Below are 20,965 nucleotides of genomic sequence, written 5' to 3' on the forward strand. Positions count from 1 at the left end.
ATATTATAAATCTCATGAAAAAATTATTACTCTTATTTTTTATATTAATACAGTGTACTCTATTATTTGGCCAAAAACCACCTCTTGGAATAGGCTTTGTTTATGATACAAAAAGTTATGAATATCATGGACGCATGATGCCAAAAGTCTATGATAATAGGGAAATGACGGTTGAATCCAAAAATGTTGAAGCATATTTTTATAAACCTGACTATGGTTTATTACATTTTTCATGTATTAGAATTACAGATAGTTATTATGAGATTTATATTGGAGAAAATAAGAAAGGGTATATTCCAATAAATGATCAATTCGAATTTATTGAATTATCTGAAATGTTAAAGAATTGTTCAGTCAAAAGAATATCACCAAATAATAACCCAATTTTAAATGAACCAGATGGCAATTCTAAAATTAGATATTCATGTTCGAGAGAATACCTTAACGTAAAAGAGATTAAATCTATTGGTAATGAAAATTGGATGAATATCTATTTTTCGAAGGATTGTGATCCCATGGTTACAGAAGAAATGGACGTAACTTATGGCTGGATAAAATGGAAAAATAATAGCCAATTACTAGTACAAATTTTTCCTTATTAAACGAACTTATGCATAACAATAGCTAACCTCCATCCATCATGTGACACACTCGCTGGTCGTAGTTTAGCTATTAAGAGAATTAATAAAATAAAATGTATCGAAAATCATTTCCAAAATGTGAAATTCGAGGCGATAAAAGCCCTTCAAAGAAAAAGCAAATTATGGGATCAATTTCAGCTTTGCCGAATAAATGTTTGAGTTGTGAATTCCTATTTGAAGGAGAATGTTTAAGAGCAGAAGAATTAGCTGAAGATTACTTAAGATTGGACTATGGTAGCTGTGGTATCGAAGGCAATACTGAACCTAAAGTGATTAAAGTGTCAAAAACGGGTATAGAAATTTTCGTGCCTAATAAATGTATTGATTGTGAATTCCTTATTTACAATAGCACATTGCGATATGTTTGTAGTAAAGATCAAGAAATATGGGGAGATGGATTTCGTGAATTAGATTGGGGAGATTGGCAACCAAAATTTCCGAATGTTGGGTTAAGGAAATTTGGAAGAGATGATGTGGATTTAGGCAATGTTGCAATAACCAATAAAGTAATTCAACTTATTTTAGATGGCCATAAAACAAAAGCTTTGAAAGTTTATAAAGACTTAAATAACATCTCAACAATTAAAGAAGCCAGAGAAGATATTGAGCAAATAGAAATAAAATTAAAAAAAGCACAAAACAAGGTGTAATTGACCATAACTTGCGACTGCTTCGTTACTGGCAATTATACGGAATGTTGTATACAATTAAGTTGATAATGAAAAGATACATTAACGTATTATTCTTCCCACTGTTCTGCGTGTCAAGCCGAAAGGCGTCACTGAGAACTATAGCATAGTTTAAGTCTGTGACTTATAACTTTAATAAAGCTATCGGTGAAATACTTGAAAAAATGTGTGTTGTTATAAGTTACAAACTTAAACAAAAGTCAAGTTCGTAGTGACGCCTTATGGCTTGACACCACGAACAGAGGAGAAAACCTACCAATGCCAATGAATGTCTCGATGTTCTTAAGGATGAAAAAGTAATGATGGGAATCACTGTTCAGCAAATGGTTTTTAACAACAAAACAGGAAAGATTGAATTAATAAAAACAGGTGCCAATAATATGTAAAAATGCATTTCACATTAAACGTTAGGTTAAACAAACTAAGATTGTTAAAATGTGAAGCAACCTTCCTCGTAGTTTAGTTACTCTGTATTATAGTTTGTATTATCTTTTAAAGATCTTAAAGCAAAATGATTAGACTTATAATTTCTATTATTTTCTCTCTGTTTTTTATCCAAAATACATCCGCGAATGGTTTTCGAAAGGGAATAATTGTTTCTGAAACATTAGAAAATTGTTGTGTTTATACTCCTTCAAATGGACTTGAATTATATGAAGAACCAAATAGATCCACAAGAGTAGGTAGTATTTATACAATAAATAACTATGAAATATAGTACACAGTTTATAATAAAAGTTATTCTTTTGAAAATGGATTATTTGAAGTGATGTATGATGCTCTAATTACCATTATTCAAAATATTGTCCGAACAATTAAGCGATTCAAAGTAGGAAAATCTTTGAATCTTTAATAGTTGTTTATTACCTTAATCTTAGTAAACTATTTTATTAATGAATATACTTCATTCTCACATTACTGGGGTAATGAGAACGTGGTGTTTATTAAATGTTGTGGATCATACTCGCAAAATGAAAAACCTTCTAAGTATCTTTTTAATTACCGTTATTATCGGATGTAGCTATAAGCCGAACGAAAAAAGGCTTCTGAACTTTCAAAACCATAATGCTGAGATTTTAACTTCTCTCTACAGGATTGATACCGATACCTTACAGATTGCAAGAATTATTAGCAACGACGGAAAACAACTTTTGAAATTAGGAAAAATTTGGATGGGCGATTACGCCATTACCCATCAAGAATTCATATCAACAACTGAAATCAAAAACAAAGACTCAATTCAAAAAGCTTATAAACGCGATGGGTATACTCACCAACTTATGAACGAGAGGGATGTAATGTTTATTCAGATCGTACCTGATTCTGGAATGAGTGAAATTGAAGCTTTTGGTTTTTTGAACTTTCGTCAAGAAATGGAAGACAAAATTGACTTGGCATTAAAACAAAAGCACCAAGGTGAATGGTTTGCTGGAGACATGGGTGCAGGAGGAAACATGCTTTTCTTTATTGATAATTGGGAACAAGCAATCAAGACGGTAAAGAATGAACTCGCTAACGAAGATCTTTTGGATCATGTGCTAATCACAAAAAGATTGAATACTGCTCCTGACGATTGGACATATGAAGTAGTATTTCCAGTTGAATACGAGGGAGTTTTTAATCAAATGTAAACGATTTATAATAAGTACACTATAAATGAATGGGGTTTTTCAAGTTTTGAAGGAGTCTTAACTTGGAAAGTCCACCCCAGGATTTAATTTAAAATCAAGGCAATGCTATGTTCGAAACGAGAAGTTAGTACTTTCTAATTCCCACTGAATATAGCTAATCGTTAGCCACAATAAGTACATTTTCAATCATATGCATAAAAGTATAAGAAGTTTTATCTATTTTATTTTTCATCTTGTTATTTTATCAAGCTGTTCAGATTCAGATAAAATACCATATCATGTAAATGAAATAGAATTTTTAAATGGGAACATCAAAATTATTTCTATTTCATCAAAAAGTTATGAAACTGACAGCACAAATTATTATTACAGTAAAAATCATGAGCTGGAGAAAATATTAGTTTTTAAAGATGGAAAAGTTGAAATGACTTATGATAAACACAAACTTAATCCTGAGAATAATTTATCCTATTTTGGCACATATGATTACGATAGTTTATTCAATGGTTATGTAATTATGGAAAAAACTAAAAATAGTTTGCCAGCAATTTATAATTCATATTATTCTGGGAAATTATACTCACAAACTAAGTTCTATTATAAGCATAATAAAATCAGCCACAAAGAAGATTTTTCTTTTGAAGATTCCACAATTAGAAATTGTAACTATGAATATGATAATGGCCTTCTTGTAAAGATAGAATGTAATACAGGTATTGATAAGATACTTTCTGAATATGAGCTTGATCACTTTAAAAATCCTATTTCTTGGAAAGAAGGATATTATGACGGTAACACATTAAGAGGTAAATCAGATCAATTACAACGAAATTATACTTACTATTAAAGTGTATTATTAATTTTCAAAGAAGAATCGGGTAATAAGAAACAATAGAAGAACAGCTAAGATTCAAAGGATCAGGTGACATACCTTTTCACATAGCTTAGCCATTATTTTACCAATGATAAATACTAAAAAGCAAATACTAATGAAAAAATCCATTTTCGATTATACTGAAGAAAAATATTTAACAAGATATCGTAGAGACCCTTATGGAAATAGAGAGGCTTATCAGGAATTGTGGGAATATCCTGTGAAAATAGAAACAATTCCGAAAGTAAAACGACATCTTCATAATAGCATTGATTATGCATTTTTTACTATTGTAATATCATTATTTACATTACCCTATTTTTTTATGTGGGGAGAACACAGTTTAATCGAAGAATATGGGATTAAAACATCTTTGATAGAAAACTGCCTTTTAGTAATTAGACATTACTTCTTTTTTTACCTCTTTAGTTTTCCAATCCTTTATATAATTTCAGAAATATTTTTTGGTAAAACATTATCTCAATATTTATTTTCTACTCAGCTTATCAATGAAAATTTAGAGAGACCCACTAATAAATCAATTATTTTAAGAAATGTGATAAAAATATTTTCATTAGAACAATTTTTCCCTGATCGTGATAAATCTGGTTATCATTGGTATGAAAAATATTCTAACACATATTTGGTTGAGAAAGAAGAAATTGAGCGTCTTAAAAAGATTATGTTGGAAAATGAAAAGGAAATATAGATGGAGGTTGGTAACATTTACTACTTCTAGAAATTGGTTGACATACCTTATGGCCAACGTTTAACATTTATGTTATGCAATATAAATTATCACAATAATCATGAAGAATTTTTTAATCTTAGTTATATGCGTATTGACATTGTCGTCAGTAATTGCACAGGAGAAAGGAACCTACCAAGCCGATAGTATTTATAAAACTAATAATGTAAAGCTTAGAAAATGGTATATGGGAACAAATAAAAAACTTGGAGTAATAACTTATTATGACAAAGAAGGAAGATTGACCAAATATCAAGTCAAAATGAATCTAGGAGCAACGGATAAAACTACTCATTATCAATATGGTAGCAATGGTCAACTTGAAAGTATCGTTGACAGCATAAAATACGGAGAGCCAGATAAAAAGGAAATCAAAAGTCTTAAGAAAATGGGTATAAATCCTAATATGCTTCTTGGAGATATTAATAATAAGCCACAATTGGAAGTTTCAAAATATGATTTGGTTTACGAAAGTGACGAATTGATTAAGATAACGAAATATAATCCAGATGGGACGCTAGATTTTATAGATAACTTTAAAAATAACGGTAAAATTCAAGAAAGAGCATTGTATAGAAATGGTGAATTGTATCGAATAAGTTTTACAGAATATTTAATCCCGAATCACAAAGCAAAGTTTTATGGATGGGAAATGAGTAGTGGTAAGAAAAGCGAGTGGAATTACAGCTTTGAATATGAGCTTGAAAATGGACTAGTAAAAAGCTATGCACGCTTTGATAATGGTAAAGAAATGGAAACAGTTGAGTATTTCTACGATGACAACGGGTTACTCCTAAAGACAAAAGGGAATATACTTGAACAATTCGAATATCAATTCTATGAGTAAAAGTTACAAAGCTAACATTGAGGCATAAAGTTGAAATTAATAACTAAGTACTAGGACAAAAGAAAACGGACTTTTTATCTTACCTTTTTTATCCTACTCTTCGTTAGATTTTATCGCGTAACTAAGGCTATGCTCTGCAAATCAGCCTCGATTAGAATAAAAAATATTAACCTAAAATTATCCCTTTTCTTCTGTCCTAGTACTTATGAGCAAAACCAAAAGATTAAGCAAAGAGGAAGTGTTATTCATCTTTCAAGAAGAACATCGCTTATGTAGTAAGTTTGATTGTGAAGCAGATGAATCAATAAAATTAACTTTTAACAGTTCGATTGATGATTGGAGAGACTCATTAGATCTATTACCGTGGAAACCTTTAAGTCGACATTTGAACCGAGCCTTTAAAATTGATATAGATACTAAAACTTGGAAAAGTGTATTAGTTGGGGATAAAAAATTACTTGATGTATGTGAACTAATATCAAGTAAAGCTGAAATAAACATAATTAAACCCCAAAAAATATTTGGGACTTCTTGTTTGTCATATTCAGTCTTCCAATATATAAAGTTAGAGTTTGAGGAAAGAGGTATAGATACTAAAAATTTGAGACCATCAAGTTTAGTAAGCCCATACCTGAACAATCATTTTGAACATTTTATAGAATTCTTTAATATAAATTTCACAGGTACAATCCCTGAAATTGTCATAAAATCTAGCAACCATAAATTTTCCTCAAATAAGTGGAAAACTTTAAGTAAAATATTTTGGAGTTTAATTTTTATAATGATTGCGATGGGATTAAATAATCCATTATGGTTAGTGATATGTTTCTCTTCTATAGCTTTATATTTATTCGTTTCATTTAAATTTCTGATGGATAATAATAGATATTCACTAGGACCAGATCTTTACATTCCAGAAGTAATAACATTTAAGGGTCTAATAAATAGAATAATTAAAGAAAAAAAACTTCACAGTATCAACTAAACTCTATTCCCAATTAAAACAGAGATGAAAGTACAGTGTAAAAATTGTTTGCCGAAAGAAGGAATTGAAGTTCCTGATTTTACACAGTCGGAAAAAACTCGACTATTGAAAATGAAACGGGAGTCGACAATTAAAACGATTAAATGTCTGATAGATGATTATAAATTAAGCCATTTAGAATCTAAATATATTGCATTACACATGAATGAAGATTATGGGAAATGCAACCGTTGTAATTATAATGAACTTGATCAAGAATATTTAAACTGTCCTAAATGTGGAGCTTTAAATTTAAACTGGCAGATTGGCGGAAATTAATTTGATTTTAAGTTCAAAGTCAAAAAATAAATCATAGCTAATTCTAATTTATTTTTTGTGAGTATAACGCTAAAAAACGTATGAATAGTGGTTCTATTAAAAGTTTTTTGAAGGAAGTAATCGTAAAACAATAAATAGAATTAGATAATTTTGAATTTGTACTTATCTCAATAAACAAACGTCAACAACAACTAAAACTTTAGCCATCGGCTGACAAATCCTTTCAATCATCAGACAAGAAAAATAAAGTAATGAGAAGCATAATTATTGGTAGTTCAAATGAGTGTGATGTTATTTTTGAAGGTCATTATGTAGAATCAAAACATTTGAAAGTTACTATTGATGAAACAAATGAAATCTTTATACAAGATTTAGGTTCAAGATTTGGTACTTATATTAATGGGAAAAAAATATCATCTAAAACCAAATATTTTAATAAGGATAAAGTAAAAATTGGTCCCAGTTTGATAAACATTCAACATATTTTATCAGAAGAGGCTGATGCTAATGATTTGAGTACAATAACGTTTAAAGACTTTTATACTCTGTCAGGTAAAATTAGCTTTCATGATTTTAAATGGTCTTTACTTTTACTAATACCTATTTTTGGTGGAATTCCTTTATTTGTTGGTTATCATTTTTATGGGTTAGATGTCTTTTTTGAATTGTCTTTCTTTGGGTATTTTATTGTAGTATTACTTTATCTAAACTTATTGAGGAAAGTATTAATGAAATAAAAGTAGTTCAGTTTGAATATGAAATATACTTTCACGAAAATAGGCTTGTGGTGTTGCTCTAATTACCATTACACAAAACTTTGGCCCAAAAATTAAGAGATTCGAAGTAGGAAAATTTATAAGTAAAATGGATATTGATTTTATAAGTGAAGTTTTTTTCCCAAAGAGGAAAGGAGCAGAGTTGCTCTTTGAAAATAGAATGGAAATCCCTCTTATATTTTATGGTGATCGAGGGTATCACACATCGTGTTGTTATATCGATTGGGGACCAAATTTCCAATACGATGGAAGTATTACTTTTAATGTTGGAGAGTCCTATTTAATAGGACACAAACTCTTTAACAGCTCTCCTCAAAATGGAAGGCTTTACGTGGGGAAAGAATTTATTTTAGGGGTAGAAGATGATCCTGTCGGATTTGGGGAAATCATTGAAGTTGAGAAAAAGATATTCAAATATTGGAGTTTAAATGATGAAGTTTCTAAACTTAAATTTAAAGGCTTTAAAGCAGTTGATAATCTATCCAGTTTTATTCAAAGAATTGACAGTTTCCTATTTAAATCAGGAGGTAAATTAAATACAACTCATAAATTTCACCCAGAAGATAATTGTGTTTTACAAACAGAGTGTTATTCAGAAAAGCAAAATCTTAATATCCATGAGTTTAATACTTTGCTAAGTACATATCACAAAAGTTGGGACTTTAAATCACGTATTGAACCTCTAAAATATGAGGATACGATTCAATATGTACTTTGGGATAGAGCATTAAAATTATTTTATTCTGGAGAAATCAAATTAAAAAGAAAACTGAGTTAATTTAAAAACATATCTGGCCAATTGGCCCTTTTATACTTTTTGCAAACGTCTACGTAAGTACAAACTATTTATGAAATTAAATCCAGCAATCATCTTTATCTTTTTTTTATTTTCATGTCAAAATGGAGCACATATTGAATTTGGGAAAAAATATAAAGAAAAGTTACTGCAAATTAATATTGATACATTAGACAGTTATATAAAATTGTACAATTCTGTTGATAGCATTTTGTGTAGTAATGATGAAAGTCAAATTCAATTACTTATTCATGATGATGAGGTCAATTATAAAGTTAACCTGATCAATATTTGTTCTGATATTGTAGGATGTTCCAAGTCTAGAAACTTTTTGGTGATCAAAAATGATTCTATTTATAAATCTAACATTGGAGCTTATAACTTCGATAGTTTATGTAATTTGATTATCCGAGACTATCCGAATAATGGTTTAAATCCAAGGTTAAGTGGTGCTCCTCATAAATTTTCTCTTTTATTTATTCAGCCTAATTTACTCAATAATGAGGCCTTAAAAGGAAGGTTGATTAACACTCTTAAAGCTTTTGAAAGTACTCATCTAGGTAATGATAAATTGAAGTTAGCTCTTAGCTTAGATATTAATGAAAACTTTGATTTTGATAAAATTCAATATGAAGACTCAGTATATAATGAAATGGAAATGTTATTAAAAGATCAAAATTTAAAACAATATGGGAACTTGGGGAACAGGAATTCTAGAAAATGATAATGCTTTAGATTATTACGATCGTTTTTTTGAGTATTATAATGAAGGGTTAAAACCAGAAGAGATAAATGAAAAACTGAAAAATGAATTTTCAGATTTAAATGAGGAAAGCGGTAACATCTATGATTTCTGGTTTGCAATAGCTCTTGCAAAGTGGGAAACTTGTAGTCTTGATGAGGAAACTCTGGCAAAAGTATCTCAATATATCGAAGATGAAAAAGATATTACTATTTGGCAGGAGTTGGATGCAGATGCTCAAACTATTGAAGATAGAAAAAAAGAACTGGAACAGTTTCTGAAGAAAATTCAAATTCCCAGAGACAAACCAAAACCAAGGGTAATGGTAGAACCAAAATCAAGTCTTTTAAAAAAAGAAGATTTGAACAGGGTTCCAAGATGGAAATTTTGGAAAAGATGATTTACCTAATAAAACAATTTAATCATTGTTTCTAGTAATCGGTTTAGAGGCACAATTGATAACTTTATCTTAATAAATATATTTGATAAAATGTTAGTAATGATTACATAAACTTATTCAATTATAAAATTCGTAGTTACGCTAGCTCTAAACAGTACAAACAGAGGAGGATATACGTCAATATGTCTGATAATTAAGTTGTTTATTATATCGTAACACATATTTCGTGTCAAAATGGCGTCATTTTTCTGTTGGAATACCATTTGACAGCCTTGGCGAATATGAAAGCATTTTTTATAATCCTAGCCTGCTTATTATTACTCTGTTTTTTAGTAGTTAAAGCAATAAAAGCTAAAAGAGAACCTGAATCTAAACTTTCAGTTTACGAGCACCCAAGCACTTTTAAAAAACCTTCTATAGAGATGGTTGTAAAATCAAATTCAACAGAAGAAAAAGACTTGGAACCTATTGATTTTAATAAAATACAAGAAGGTGATGACTAGAAAAAAGAACAATGTTAGATTTCTTCAATCCTATGTTCTTTTAGCGAGTAATATGTTACTCCTGTAGAAAACTTTTTAAAGTGTTATGCATTCCCTACTGTTCAAAGGTACTGTCTTCAAAACCTCAGAAAAATCTTATGGGTTTACTTGAATTTTTAAGACAGTACCTGCGAATAGAGGGGAGTTTTTAATTAAAATGATGTAGTCAAATGCTAATAAATAAACTAATTAATGAGAAATGTAAAGCAGAATCAATTAAGAAGAAGCTAAGTACTCTAACATTTGATAGAAAAAGTACAGTTCATTTAGAGACAGAAAACGCATTAAATATATATAAGATTAGAGCTGATTTAAAGGCCTTCAAGGGTAAGAAAGGACTCTATGGTATTGAAAAATTAGTATTGAATATGGAAGAATATGATGGAGAGAAAATTAAAGTAATATCTTTTGTAGCAGTCGACATACAAATTTTAATCTTTTCAGATTTTGATGAGAAAGCGATTATTGGTTATATCAGTAATATTGAAATTGAGAAGTAACTACAGACCTCACTTACTGTTCTTCGTGTTAAGCCGAAAGGCGTCACTGAGAACTATAGCATAGTCTAAGTCTGTGACTTATAACTTTATAAAACTATCGGGGAAATACTTGAAAAAATGTGTGTTGTTATAAGTTACAAACTTAAACAAAATCAAGTTCGCAGTGACGCCTTACGACTTGACACTACGAACAGAGGAGTATATCAGTAATATTGAAATTGATGGTGTAAAGTAAGTAATGTGCTCCTTACAGTTAAAGTCCTTGTAATTATTACTTTCAGTTTAATATATTGAACAGAGGGCAGAATTAGTCTTCATAAAAGGGGACAGCTAAGGAATTGAAGAAAGGTAAATATGTATGACAAAACGTTTAGTAATTAAAGTTCTTATTATCTTATGCTCAATAGTATTACTTATCTTTTTAGCCTACATGGTACATAAAAATCAAAATGAGTATGAGAAAAAGGAATTCACAACTATTAGATTAGCTAATTTTCCAGACAAAATAAATTCAATAAACAGAATTGATTCAATAGTTGTTAAAGATTTTTTCTTGGATAAATATATTTTTGATCCATATATAGAACCAACCATTACGATTAGTACTAGTTTAGAATATAGACTGAAGTCGAAAATTAAATCTTTGAACCTGTATGCTATTAATGGTAATGATACTTTGGTGTTTAAGCCTGTTAAACAGGTTGAATTAGATAATAGTAGAATATCAGTTTCATGGGTGAATTCTGATAGGCGTGATACAGCTCCATTTTTATCCTGTGATATTTCATTGTTTGGAGGTGGGAAAATTTATTCTTTTTTTACAGAGAGTGAATTCAGAATAAATAAGTTAAAAATAAAAGGTACTAACTCAACCGCTTTTAGGTCTTCTATTACTGGGGGAAATGAATTGATGTTTGATGAATTTTTTAATTTCAAATTAATCTATGGTTTGCTTTATGATAAAACTGATTGCTTAAAAATTATTTCTTACGAAGAATAGTTGCCCACTGTTCTTGGTGTCAAGCCGAAAGGCGTCACTGAGAGTTATAGCATAGTCTAAGTCTGTGACTTATAACTTTAATAAAAAGCTATCGGTGAAATACTTGAAAAAATGTGTGTTGTTATAAGTTACAAACTTAAACAAAGGTCAAGTTCGTAGTGACGCCTTTCGGCTTGACACCACGAACAGAGGAGATATTGCAAGTCCGTTTTGACGGGATAACTGTGATTAGTGTCCACCCTTATAAGGTAAGGTATTTCGACATGTATAGGGAAGAGAGGTGTACCTGTTAAGGGTGAAGAGTGTCCCCTTATAAGGGGAGCATAAACACCCACTTTCTTCTAGTTTTGAGAGCTTCATTTGAAAGCTTCTTCATCTCAACCAATCCACTGTTCTCAGTGATGCCTTTCGGCTTAATATTACCAACAGAAGAGGGTGGGGGTAGATTGTCTAGATAGAAGTTATTTGAGTGCCAAGTTACGCATTTGCTGAAACTCAGCACACTCTTGTTTGGGTTGCTGTGCCATAATTTTCAATATATAAAATTTAAAAATTACGGACGGCGTTTATTTTATACTCTCGAGTAGCTAAAGCGAACTAATTGAATTTAAGTAGCTGATCATAATTAAATATAGTTTCTAAATGTAGAATGAATTGATCTCAGGTTTCGTAAAAATGCATTTAAGTTAAAGATAATTTTGAACAGGTACTTATAGTAAATTGCCTATCATTAAATACTTTTATTTTCGATCTTTCTTTTGCAATCTCTTCAACGAATTAGTGGTGGATAGATGCCATTTTTTCAGAATCAAAAATTGTATAATACTAAGAGGTGTTAACAAACATTACAATAAGTATGATCAATTAACCGAAATCGTATATATATATTTACAATAGTAATATATACTATTAGTTTCAAAAAACCTATTACTCAGTACTTTTATCAAATGAAATATAAAATATTACTTTTTAAAGAGATTGAATAAATATATTTTCAATATTCTATTTTAGAGGTAATGAGTAAGATTTTTTTTTGATACTAAAAGTTAATTTTTTATTTATAAATATCATGAAATTAAAAACTGCAAACCTATTATTTTTAACTTTTTCTTTAATTGTAATATTTAATACAACTACTCAAGCCCAATTTGGACGTAAACTGGTGAATAAATTAAATAGTGCAATTGAAGGCTCTACAACATCAACTTCTTCTGATCAGAAAAAAGATAAATCTTCAGAACCGGTAATTGAGCCTTATGAATTTAAATTTTCTAACAAGCCACTCGAATATCTATCAAATGATAATACATATATTGAAGAATATATTTTTGGGGATAATTTATTCTTTTTATATGAATCTGGGGAAAACACTATTGAACGAGAATACGAAAAATATGGTCTTGAGGTAAGAGATGGAAGGTATAGATTTCATAAATGGCCTTATTATAGATTATCACTTAATGGTACAGAAATTAAATGGTATAATGATGTTTATATTACATATAGTGTATTATCAGGAATGCTATCCTCTAAAAGACCAATTAAAGGAAAAGATATTAAGTCATTTGTAGAAGCAAGTCGAGAATTATTTATACAAGCTTACGAGGATGGTAACTTAGTACCAGGAAAATTTGATTTAAAAGTAGAAGTAGTTTTAACTCATATACCTAAACAAGATCAAGAGAAAGTCTTTTCTGAAGGAACAATACCTGTAATAATCACAAAAGAAGCTATAGATGAAGCGATTAAAGGACCATTTTTATCGTTTCCAAAATCAAAAATGGATGATGAAAAGCTTATTCAAGAAATCATACCTTTAGGTCAAGAATTTATAGATTCTAATTATTGGGACTACGAAGTAGTAGATGCTTCAATAGCATCAGATACTTGGAATGTAAATAGAAATTCTGATACAGGTCAGATTTTATCAAGGTGGTTATTAACAACGCTTAAATTAAAAGATTCTAAAGGAAAATTTTATCGATTCGATTATGCTATATTTCAAATGCACTTAGGAGGAGGGAAATACGGTGTTACTACCCAAGACAAAAAAAAATTAGGTAAGGGTGATAAAAAATATATTAAAAGGATAATTTGTGAGAATTAGTGTTGTGTTCATTATTTTTTTAAAATTGCCTTATATAACTATTTGCTTTAAAGATTAGAGATAGTTATGTAGGGACTCATGGAAAATAAATCTCCACACCCATCAAAATTTAGATTTCAGGTCGATTTTGATGGGTGTTTTTTTATTAATTTTTCCTGTTTCGTTTCTTTCTTTTAGGATATTATCAAAGCGTTTGAAGTAAATAAGAATACCAACTAACTGTTACATTGTTAAGCCAAAGTGTCATCTTTGAACAAGAACGTTAGATGACGCCTGTCGGCTTGACACCACGAACAGAGAAAAGATTAACCAGAATTATTTTTTCCTCACCCCAACCAAAAAATCACCCCAAACCTCCTCTAATCCCCCAAAAACAAGCATTTACGAAATAATACCCCCCTTTATCATATTTTTTCAACTCTTATTTCTTCCGATTACAGCTAAAATTGTAATGTCAAAAGTATGAAGAGAGAATTTAACTTTTAGCAATGAAGAAGACTTTGAAAAATATACTGATAGCATTATGTGTGATACTGACTACAAACCTATCAGCACAACATCTTAAATGGGAAGACCCTACCTTTTATCAATTCAATAAATTACAAGGGAGAGCGACTTCTATTCCTTACAACAGCATTCAAGAAGCAACAAACGATCAGCAATCCAACGTTCTTTCTTTAAATGGAAAATGGAATTTTAAATACATCGGTTCGTTTACGGAGGAAGTGGATATTTCCAATCTTAATGTAAAAGGTTGGGACAAAATAGAGGTGCCGTCGAACTGGGAAATGCTGGAGTACGGCAGACGTATTTATACCAATACAAAATATCCTTGGGGTGAAGTGAATCCTCCTTTTATTCCTCACAACAAACAGGAAGTGGGTGTATATCAGAAAGAGTTTACTTTGAAAAATGACTGGACGAAAGAGAAAGTGATCCTTTATTTTGGTGGGGTAACTTCAGCTTTTGAGGTCAATGTCAATGGAACAATGGTGGGCTATAGTCAAGATGACCGCTTGCCGTCGGAATTTGATATTACGCCTTATATCCAAAAAGGGAAAAACACGGTAGCACTTAAAGTGTATAGATATTCTGATGGAGCGTATTTAGAGGATCAAGATCATTGGAGATTGTCGGGTATTCATAGAGAAGTGAAGTTGATCAAGGAGAATAAAATGAGAATCAATGATTTTCATGTGAGAGCGGGTTTAACGGACAATTATACGAAGGGTGATTTGCAGGTACACTTTGAGGTGAGCAATCATTATGCACAGCAAGAGTGGAAAGATTATAAGATCAGAACGACATTAAAGGATCATAATACGGAAGTGGTTTCAGCGGAGGTGAATGTGAAGAGAGTGATCAAAAAAAGACCACAGAGAGATGATTTGCCTTTTGCTCATATCAGAAATAGCATTGAAAATGTAAAAACTTGGTCGGCAGAGAGACCGCATCTTTATGATTTATATATCGAATTGGTGAACCCTAAAAATGAAGTGGTGGAAGTGCGTACTTCAAAAGTAGGTTTCAGAACAATTGAGTCCGATGAGAAAGGAAGATTCTTGGTAAATGGTCAGGAAGTGTTGATTTATGGTGTGAACCGTCACGATCATCATCACCTTACAGGTAAGGTGGTTTCTGAAGCGGATATGCGTCATGAGATTGAATTATTGAAGCAATTTAACTTTAACTCGGTGAGAACTTCACATTACCCGAACGATCCTAAGTTTTATGACTTGTGTGATGAGTATGGTATATATGTGATGGATGAGGCGAATTTAGAAACACATGGTATCACAGGTGATTTGACGAATAATAGTTTGTGGTCAGGTGCCTTTTTAGATAGAATGGTGAGAATGGTGGAAAGAGATAAAAACCATCCGTCTATTATTTTCTGGTCATTGGGTAACGAATCTGGAACAGGTTTTAATCATGCGGCAATGGCGAGCTGGACGAAAGATTTTGATCCTACACGTTTGATTCATTATGAAGGTGGGCAGGGAGATCCTACGCATCCGGAGTATTTGGATTATACTTCAAATGCATTCAAGGAAAAATTAGCAAACAATAAAATTGCTTCCAATGGTACTGACCCTGGTTACTTAGATATGTTAGGCCGTTTTTATCCATTGTTGGAAAGTTTGGAAGAATTAGGTCAGAAAGACCCTTCTAACCGCCCAATTATTTTGACAGAATACGCTCACTCTATGGGGAACAGTACGGGTAACTTTGAAGATTACTGGACGTTGATTCGCAGAGTAGATCGATTAGTAGGTGGATATATTTGGGATTGGAGAGATCAAGGAATTGAAGTGACGGCAGAGAACGGTGAAAAGTATTTTGCTTATGGTGGTGATTTCGGAGAGGAAATTCATACGAAGAACTTCTGCTTGAATGGTGTGATTACTTCTGATGGAAAACCGAAAGCGGCCATGTATGAAATCAAGCATGCTTTCCAACCAATTCATTTTGAAGTAGTAGATTTCAATTCTTTCAAAACAAAAATTACCAACCGTCATTTCTTCGAAAATACATCTATTTATGATTTCGAATATGAAATTTTAGCGAATGGTCAGGTAGTGGAAAAGGGAGTATTTGATTGTCCTGAAATCGAAGCGGGTACTTCTCAGAAAGTAAAACTTCCAGTAGAAATGACTAAGTTTGAGCTTTCAAATGAATACTTCATTTCAATAAAAGCTTCTTTAAAAGAGGATCGTAAATATGCATCAAAAGGACATATTGTTGCTCAGGATCAATACTTAATGCCTCAAGGCGGTTTGTATGCACCTGCTTTTGCTTCTAATTCAGGAGAATGGAAAAAGGAAGGTAACAAAGTAGTTTACAATGATTTTGAGGTTGTTTTAGATGCTAAAGGACAAGCGATTGAGAAAATTGTTTATCAAAATAATGAACTGATTTCAAAAATGCCTGTTCCAAATTTCTGGAGACCAGCTACGGATAACGATGTGAGAACAACAAATGTGTTTAAGAAAAAGCAGTACTGGAAAAAGGCGACGGAAACATTGAAAATTTCTGCAATGCACGTGGAAGAAGTAGGAGAAGGATTATGTATTAATGTTGAATATCAATTACCAGAAGATAAAGCTTCTTGGTCGACAACCTATACACTAAACAAAGAAGGTGCAGTACATGTAGAGGCTTCATTTGTTCCTCATGCTCCACTTACTAATTTGATCAAAGTGGGAATGCAAATGCAGGTGCCTAATGAGTTATCGAATATTGAATGGTACGGAAAAGGGCCAGAAGAGAATTATATCGATAGAAATGTGGGCGCTATGATGGGGACATATGCCATGAATGTTGATGCATTTGCATTGCCTTATGCTATGCCTCAAGCGTATGCGAACAGAACAGCAACAAGAAATTTTGTGTTGACAGATAAAGAAAATCAAGGTGTGAAATTCTCTAGTGATCAGCCTTTTGAATTCAGTGTATATCCTTATTCAGACCAAAACATTGAAAAGGCGAAACATACTTATGAATTGAAAAAGACAGATCATCTAACAGTGAACATTGATCATCTTCAAATGGGTGTAGGCGGTAATAATTCTTGGAATGAAGTAGGACGACCTTCTGTAGAATACAGAGTTCCATCAAAACCATATTACTTCCAATTTTACATCACACCAAAATCGAAAGAAGAAAAATCTCAGCTTTAATTATAAAAAAGACAGCGATGTTTATTTAGAGAACATGTTTCAAGTGTTAAGTGATAGCGTCACTTGGAACACATAATTGGCGAAGTCTCCTGACTTCGAAATACAAAAGGAATAATAACCATTTCTTTCGAAGTCGGGAGACTTCGCCAAAAATGAATCACAAGTGACACCTTTCGGCTTAACACTTGCGACATTAAAGATTAATATTGCTCTCACAATCATCGCTGTTCAATGAAATGAATTTATTAAAATAGACAACTACAAATGAAAAACATTACTTTTTATTTTCTATTCTTTCTGCTTGCTATTACAACAGTAAACGCACAAGAATGTAATACATTGATTGATGATGATTTTGGGGTAGATACAGCTATGGAAAACCTTCCCTCTTATATCAGCGTCAACACATCAGGCAATGTTAACGGAGGCGATATTTATTTCCAAGAAGGTATGTTGCATATGGAAACACCTCCAGGTGTAGGACATGCGAAAGCAAATATTAATTTTGGAAACTTTACTCAAAGTGAATTTGAAATATCGTTCAGAATTAAAACCAACAATAGTGGCGGGTATACTTTCAAGATGGATTTCTTAGACGCAAATAACAAATGCTGGATTGGTTTGAAGTTTCCTGATTACGGAAAAAGAGATTTAAGATGGGATATCTTAGAAAATGGTAATATCCCAGGAGGTAGCAACTTTCCTGAAGAGAACTCCTTATTGGAAAGTGATTTTGCAGTAAATACTTGGTATGATGTGAGAATGGTTTTTAATGCCGATCATCAAGTATCGATCTATTTAGATGGTGTTTTGAAGTTTGAAAATCTAGCTTTACCAGAAGTGGTACAAGGTTCACCAATCTCAACCATTAAAATGTATTCTCAAGGATCTTTGAACAATGGTGTGATCACATTTTTTGATTATTTCAAAACAGTGGAAGGACCTCAGTTAAATAAAGATTTGATTAGCAAAAGTATTTTTGAAGCAGAAAACTATTTAGCATTAAAAGAAAGTTCGGGACAGTTTTCACAAGAAGATATTGATCAATTAAAAACGGATATTGCTACTGCAAAAGCTAAAATGGCGGACTGTAGTCTTTCTCAAGAAGAATTAGATGCTCAGGCAACAGTGATGGATGAAGCATTGTCACATTTTAAATCTCAAATCATTGTGATTCCAACGGATGTGAAAGTGACAGTAGATTGGAGCTCAATGCTGATGGAAAGAAAAGCGGAGTGGTTTGGTGCCAACTCTACTTACAATGCCAACGGACAAGGTTTATGGGACCCTACTTCTGAAGATTTTATGCCAAGAGTCATTGACTTAGCGAACTATACAGGATCAGCATTTTTTAGATTCCCAGGTGGTACTATGGCCAATCTTTATAACTGGAAAAGAGCAATCGGTCCTAATAGTGAAAGAATTGATAACCTTGATGCCCACAATGCTGGACAATCATTTGATAATAGTTTTGGTCCTGATGAATTCGGTAAGTTATTAGAGACGACTTATATGAATAAAGGGTCGATTGTTGTGCCATTTGCATACGGTACTCCACAAGATGCGGCTGACTTTGTAGAATATATGAACGCTGAAGTCGGTGCCAATCCAAATGGCGGTAAAGACTGGGCTTTGGAAAGAGCTAAAAATGGTCATTACGAGCCTTACAATATCAATGTATGGGAAATTGGCAATGAGCTTTATGGTGATTGGGAATTGAATGTGATGAACTACCCATTGAGTGGTGATGCAATTCGTGGTGGAGAAAGTATCAGAAGTGGAAATGCTCATTTTTATGTTTATGGAGGTTCTGAGACGTTTACCAACCAAAGAGCTGTAAAACAAACTACTTGGATTGTTGATGAATGTACGTTGGATGGTACTCCTGATCAAGCGTTTAAAGTGAAGTTTCCTCCCATCAATTTGAGCCATGATTTTACAGTAAGTATTGATGGAGAAGAGTGGACTGAAGTATTAAACTTTGACAATTCAACAGCCACTGATAAACATTTTGTGATCACAGATTCAAAAGAAGGAACGTTTGTTTTTGGTGACGGTGTGAATGGAGCTATTCCAGAAAGTTTAGGTGATGTTATTGTGGATTATACTACCGGACCTCACGCAGGGTTTAGTGCTTATTATGATGCAATGAAAGCGGTTGACCCAAGCATTACAGTGGTATCTAGTTATGAGCATGAAGAATTCTTTAAGTTGATGGCAGATGAAAATTCACCTTATGATGCAGTAGCAAAACACTATTACCCAGGAGGTGAAGCGAATTCAGGTCAAGAGTATATCTTTGAGTTATCTCAAATAGCAAAATATAATAATAGAGCCGAAGAGTTTAAAAATTACCTTTCAAAATATGACAACCCTAGTCTTGAAGGTATTGAAGTGAAGCAATTCTTATCAGAATACGGAACACCAAGAAATTACTCAGCCATTCCGCATGCTATCGTTTTATGGCATCAAATGATGAACAATTACAAGGATGAGATTCTGGGTATTCAAACGCACTCTTTCTTCAAAAATGATGGTACCACAATGGTGGAAACAAGACATGGAGGTTTCTTGATGGCCAAAGGATATGCACATCATATTTTCACTCACCTTCACCAAGATCAATTTGTAAAGGCAGATTTTGAAGGAGAAAAGTATACGCACAAAAATGTAGAATTATGGAATTCTTATCCAACGGCTTCCATCAATGAGGACAAAACGGTAGCAACAATTGTAATTCCAAATACATCAGATGGAAAACAGTTGAACACTACTTTCGATTTTACTTCTCTTCCTTTTGAAATGAATGATAAAGTTGTGTTGAAAAAGTGGGTAGCATTGGCTGATAACATTAATGTGGATAATACATCAGATAACCCTACGAATGTACGTATTGAAGGACCATTTGTGATAGACAATCCTACCACTTTTACTTTTGATGAAGTAGAACCGTACACTGTAGCCATCTATCAATGGACCACATTGGACAAAGAAGAATTTACTTATTTGACAGAAATTCAACCACAAGTCAATTTCGGAGACCTAAAAATCAATCAAGGTTTTGCTGAAGATTCAGTATTGATGATCAATGGTTCAAAGCAAGACAATGCATTAACGTTGGGTTACTTTACAGAAGTAGAATACGATGTGAAAAATTACTTCGATACGTTTGAAGCTGAAATCGGCTTGGAAGATAATTTCTTAGGAGGAAGCTTAGTATTGAAAGTATTTGGTGATGATGAGTTATTGTTTGAATCAGATCCGGTAAGTGCCAATACGCCAATTCAGAAAATTGATGTTGATGTAAGAGGAGTGGAGAAGTTAAGAATTGCAACTACTCCGAGCCAAGGTTTGGGGATTCATTTAGGAATCAGTGAGGCACGTTTATACAAAAATGAAAATTACGATGATGACGTAACAAGCGTTGTCATTGACAGAACATCATTAAAAATTGCTCCTAATCCTTTCCAAACGAATGTCCATATCACTTTACCAAAAGTGATCAACGGAACAATGACGATCCATGACAGTATGGGCCGAATGATCCTACAGCAATCACTTCAAAATAAAATCGCTTTTGATTTGAACCTTTCTCAATTAAATAAAGGCCTTTACATTATCAGTATCAGCAATGCTGAGGAAGTATTTGTAGGCAAATTATTGAAATCAAACTAATAGCAATATGCAAT

The 20,965-nt window shown here is 32.1% G+C and carries 18 protein-coding genes; all 18 read left to right on the plus strand.

Features of this window, described 5'->3' with window-relative positions:
* Nucleotides 1-14 precede the first annotated feature (14 nt).
* The 18 genes from AVL50_RS18730 to AVL50_RS18815 all read left to right on the plus strand — a co-directional run bounded on the left by AVL50_RS18730 (nt 15) and on the right by AVL50_RS18815 (nt 20,951).
* Entirely contained in the window at nt 15-602 is a 588-nt protein-coding gene (locus tag AVL50_RS18730) for a hypothetical protein (protein ID WP_157491439.1), read from the plus strand.
* Between the two features lie 92 nt (nt 603-694).
* Nucleotides 695-1,291 carry a hypothetical protein gene (locus AVL50_RS18735; RefSeq protein ID WP_062618016.1) on the plus strand — a complete coding sequence of 199 codons (597 nt, stop codon included), beginning with the start codon at nt 695-697 and terminating at the stop codon, nt 1,289-1,291.
* Between the two features lie 1,010 nt (nt 1,292-2,301).
* Nucleotides 2,302-2,961: a hypothetical protein gene (locus AVL50_RS18740; protein ID WP_157491440.1), complete on the plus strand. Its 660-nt coding sequence runs from the start codon at nt 2,302-2,304 to the stop codon at nt 2,959-2,961.
* 190 nt (nt 2,962-3,151) lie between these two features.
* Nucleotides 3,152-3,808 (plus strand): hypothetical protein, encoded by a 657-nt coding sequence (locus AVL50_RS18745; RefSeq protein WP_062618018.1) that lies wholly within the window; start codon nt 3,152-3,154, stop codon nt 3,806-3,808.
* 142 nt (nt 3,809-3,950) lie between these two features.
* Nucleotides 3,951-4,544, plus strand: coding sequence for an RDD family protein (locus AVL50_RS18750; RefSeq protein ID WP_172826881.1), 594 nt, complete (start codon nt 3,951-3,953; stop codon nt 4,542-4,544).
* A 100-nt stretch (nt 4,545-4,644) separates the two neighbouring features.
* A complete protein-coding gene (locus AVL50_RS18755; RefSeq protein WP_062618020.1) occupies nt 4,645-5,430 on the plus strand; it encodes a hypothetical protein in 786 nt (261 codons plus the stop codon).
* A gap of 205 nt (nt 5,431-5,635) precedes the next feature.
* The gene (locus AVL50_RS18760; protein WP_062618021.1) at nt 5,636-6,415 is read left to right on the plus strand and encodes a hypothetical protein; all 780 of its coding nucleotides are present in this window, start codon (nt 5,636-5,638) and stop codon (nt 6,413-6,415) included.
* 24 nt (nt 6,416-6,439) lie between these two features.
* Nucleotides 6,440-6,733, plus strand: coding sequence for a hypothetical protein (locus tag AVL50_RS18765; protein ID WP_062618022.1), 294 nt, complete (start codon nt 6,440-6,442; stop codon nt 6,731-6,733).
* Between the two features lie 251 nt (nt 6,734-6,984).
* Entirely contained in the window at nt 6,985-7,470 is a 486-nt protein-coding gene (locus tag AVL50_RS18770; RefSeq protein WP_062618023.1) for an FHA domain-containing protein, read from the plus strand.
* Nucleotides 7,471-7,597: 127 nt separating this feature from the next.
* Nucleotides 7,598-8,287: a hypothetical protein gene (locus AVL50_RS18775; protein WP_062618024.1), complete on the plus strand. Its 690-nt coding sequence runs from the start codon at nt 7,598-7,600 to the stop codon at nt 8,285-8,287.
* 70 nt (nt 8,288-8,357) lie between these two features.
* The gene (locus AVL50_RS18780; RefSeq protein ID WP_062618025.1) at nt 8,358-9,029 is read left to right on the plus strand and encodes a hypothetical protein; all 672 of its coding nucleotides are present in this window, start codon (nt 8,358-8,360) and stop codon (nt 9,027-9,029) included.
* Complete coding sequence (locus AVL50_RS18785) at nt 8,995-9,447, plus strand: DUF4259 domain-containing protein (RefSeq protein ID WP_062618026.1); 453 nt, start codon at nt 8,995-8,997, stop codon at nt 9,445-9,447. The genes AVL50_RS18780 and AVL50_RS18785 overlap by 35 nt, the downstream gene beginning before the upstream one ends.
* A 281-nt stretch (nt 9,448-9,728) precedes the next feature.
* Nucleotides 9,729-9,950, plus strand: a complete 222-nt coding sequence (locus AVL50_RS18790; protein ID WP_062618027.1) for a hypothetical protein — start codon at nt 9,729-9,731, stop codon at nt 9,948-9,950.
* A gap of 209 nt (nt 9,951-10,159) precedes the next feature.
* Nucleotides 10,160-10,489: a hypothetical protein gene (locus AVL50_RS18795; RefSeq protein ID WP_062618028.1), complete on the plus strand. Its 330-nt coding sequence runs from the start codon at nt 10,160-10,162 to the stop codon at nt 10,487-10,489.
* A gap of 358 nt (nt 10,490-10,847) precedes the next feature.
* The gene (locus AVL50_RS18800) at nt 10,848-11,489 is read left to right on the plus strand and encodes a hypothetical protein (RefSeq protein WP_157491441.1); all 642 of its coding nucleotides are present in this window, start codon (nt 10,848-10,850) and stop codon (nt 11,487-11,489) included.
* A 1,069-nt stretch (nt 11,490-12,558) separates the two neighbouring features.
* On the plus strand, nt 12,559-13,596 hold the full coding sequence (locus AVL50_RS18805; protein ID WP_062618030.1) for a hypothetical protein: 1,038 nt from the start codon (nt 12,559-12,561) through the stop codon (nt 13,594-13,596).
* A 488-nt stretch (nt 13,597-14,084) separates the two neighbouring features.
* Nucleotides 14,085-17,276 (plus strand): glycoside hydrolase family 2 TIM barrel-domain containing protein, encoded by a 3,192-nt coding sequence (locus tag AVL50_RS18810; RefSeq protein WP_062618031.1) that lies wholly within the window; start codon nt 14,085-14,087, stop codon nt 17,274-17,276.
* A gap of 264 nt (nt 17,277-17,540) precedes the next feature.
* Nucleotides 17,541-20,951, plus strand: a complete 3,411-nt coding sequence (locus AVL50_RS18815) for an NPCBM/NEW2 domain-containing protein (RefSeq protein WP_062618032.1) — start codon at nt 17,541-17,543, stop codon at nt 20,949-20,951.
* Nucleotides 20,952-20,965 lie beyond the last annotated feature (14 nt).

This window comes from Flammeovirga sp. SJP92 (assembly GCF_001583495.1).
In the GTDB taxonomy this organism is placed as follows: Bacteria; Bacteroidota; Bacteroidia; order Cytophagales; family Flammeovirgaceae; genus Flammeovirga.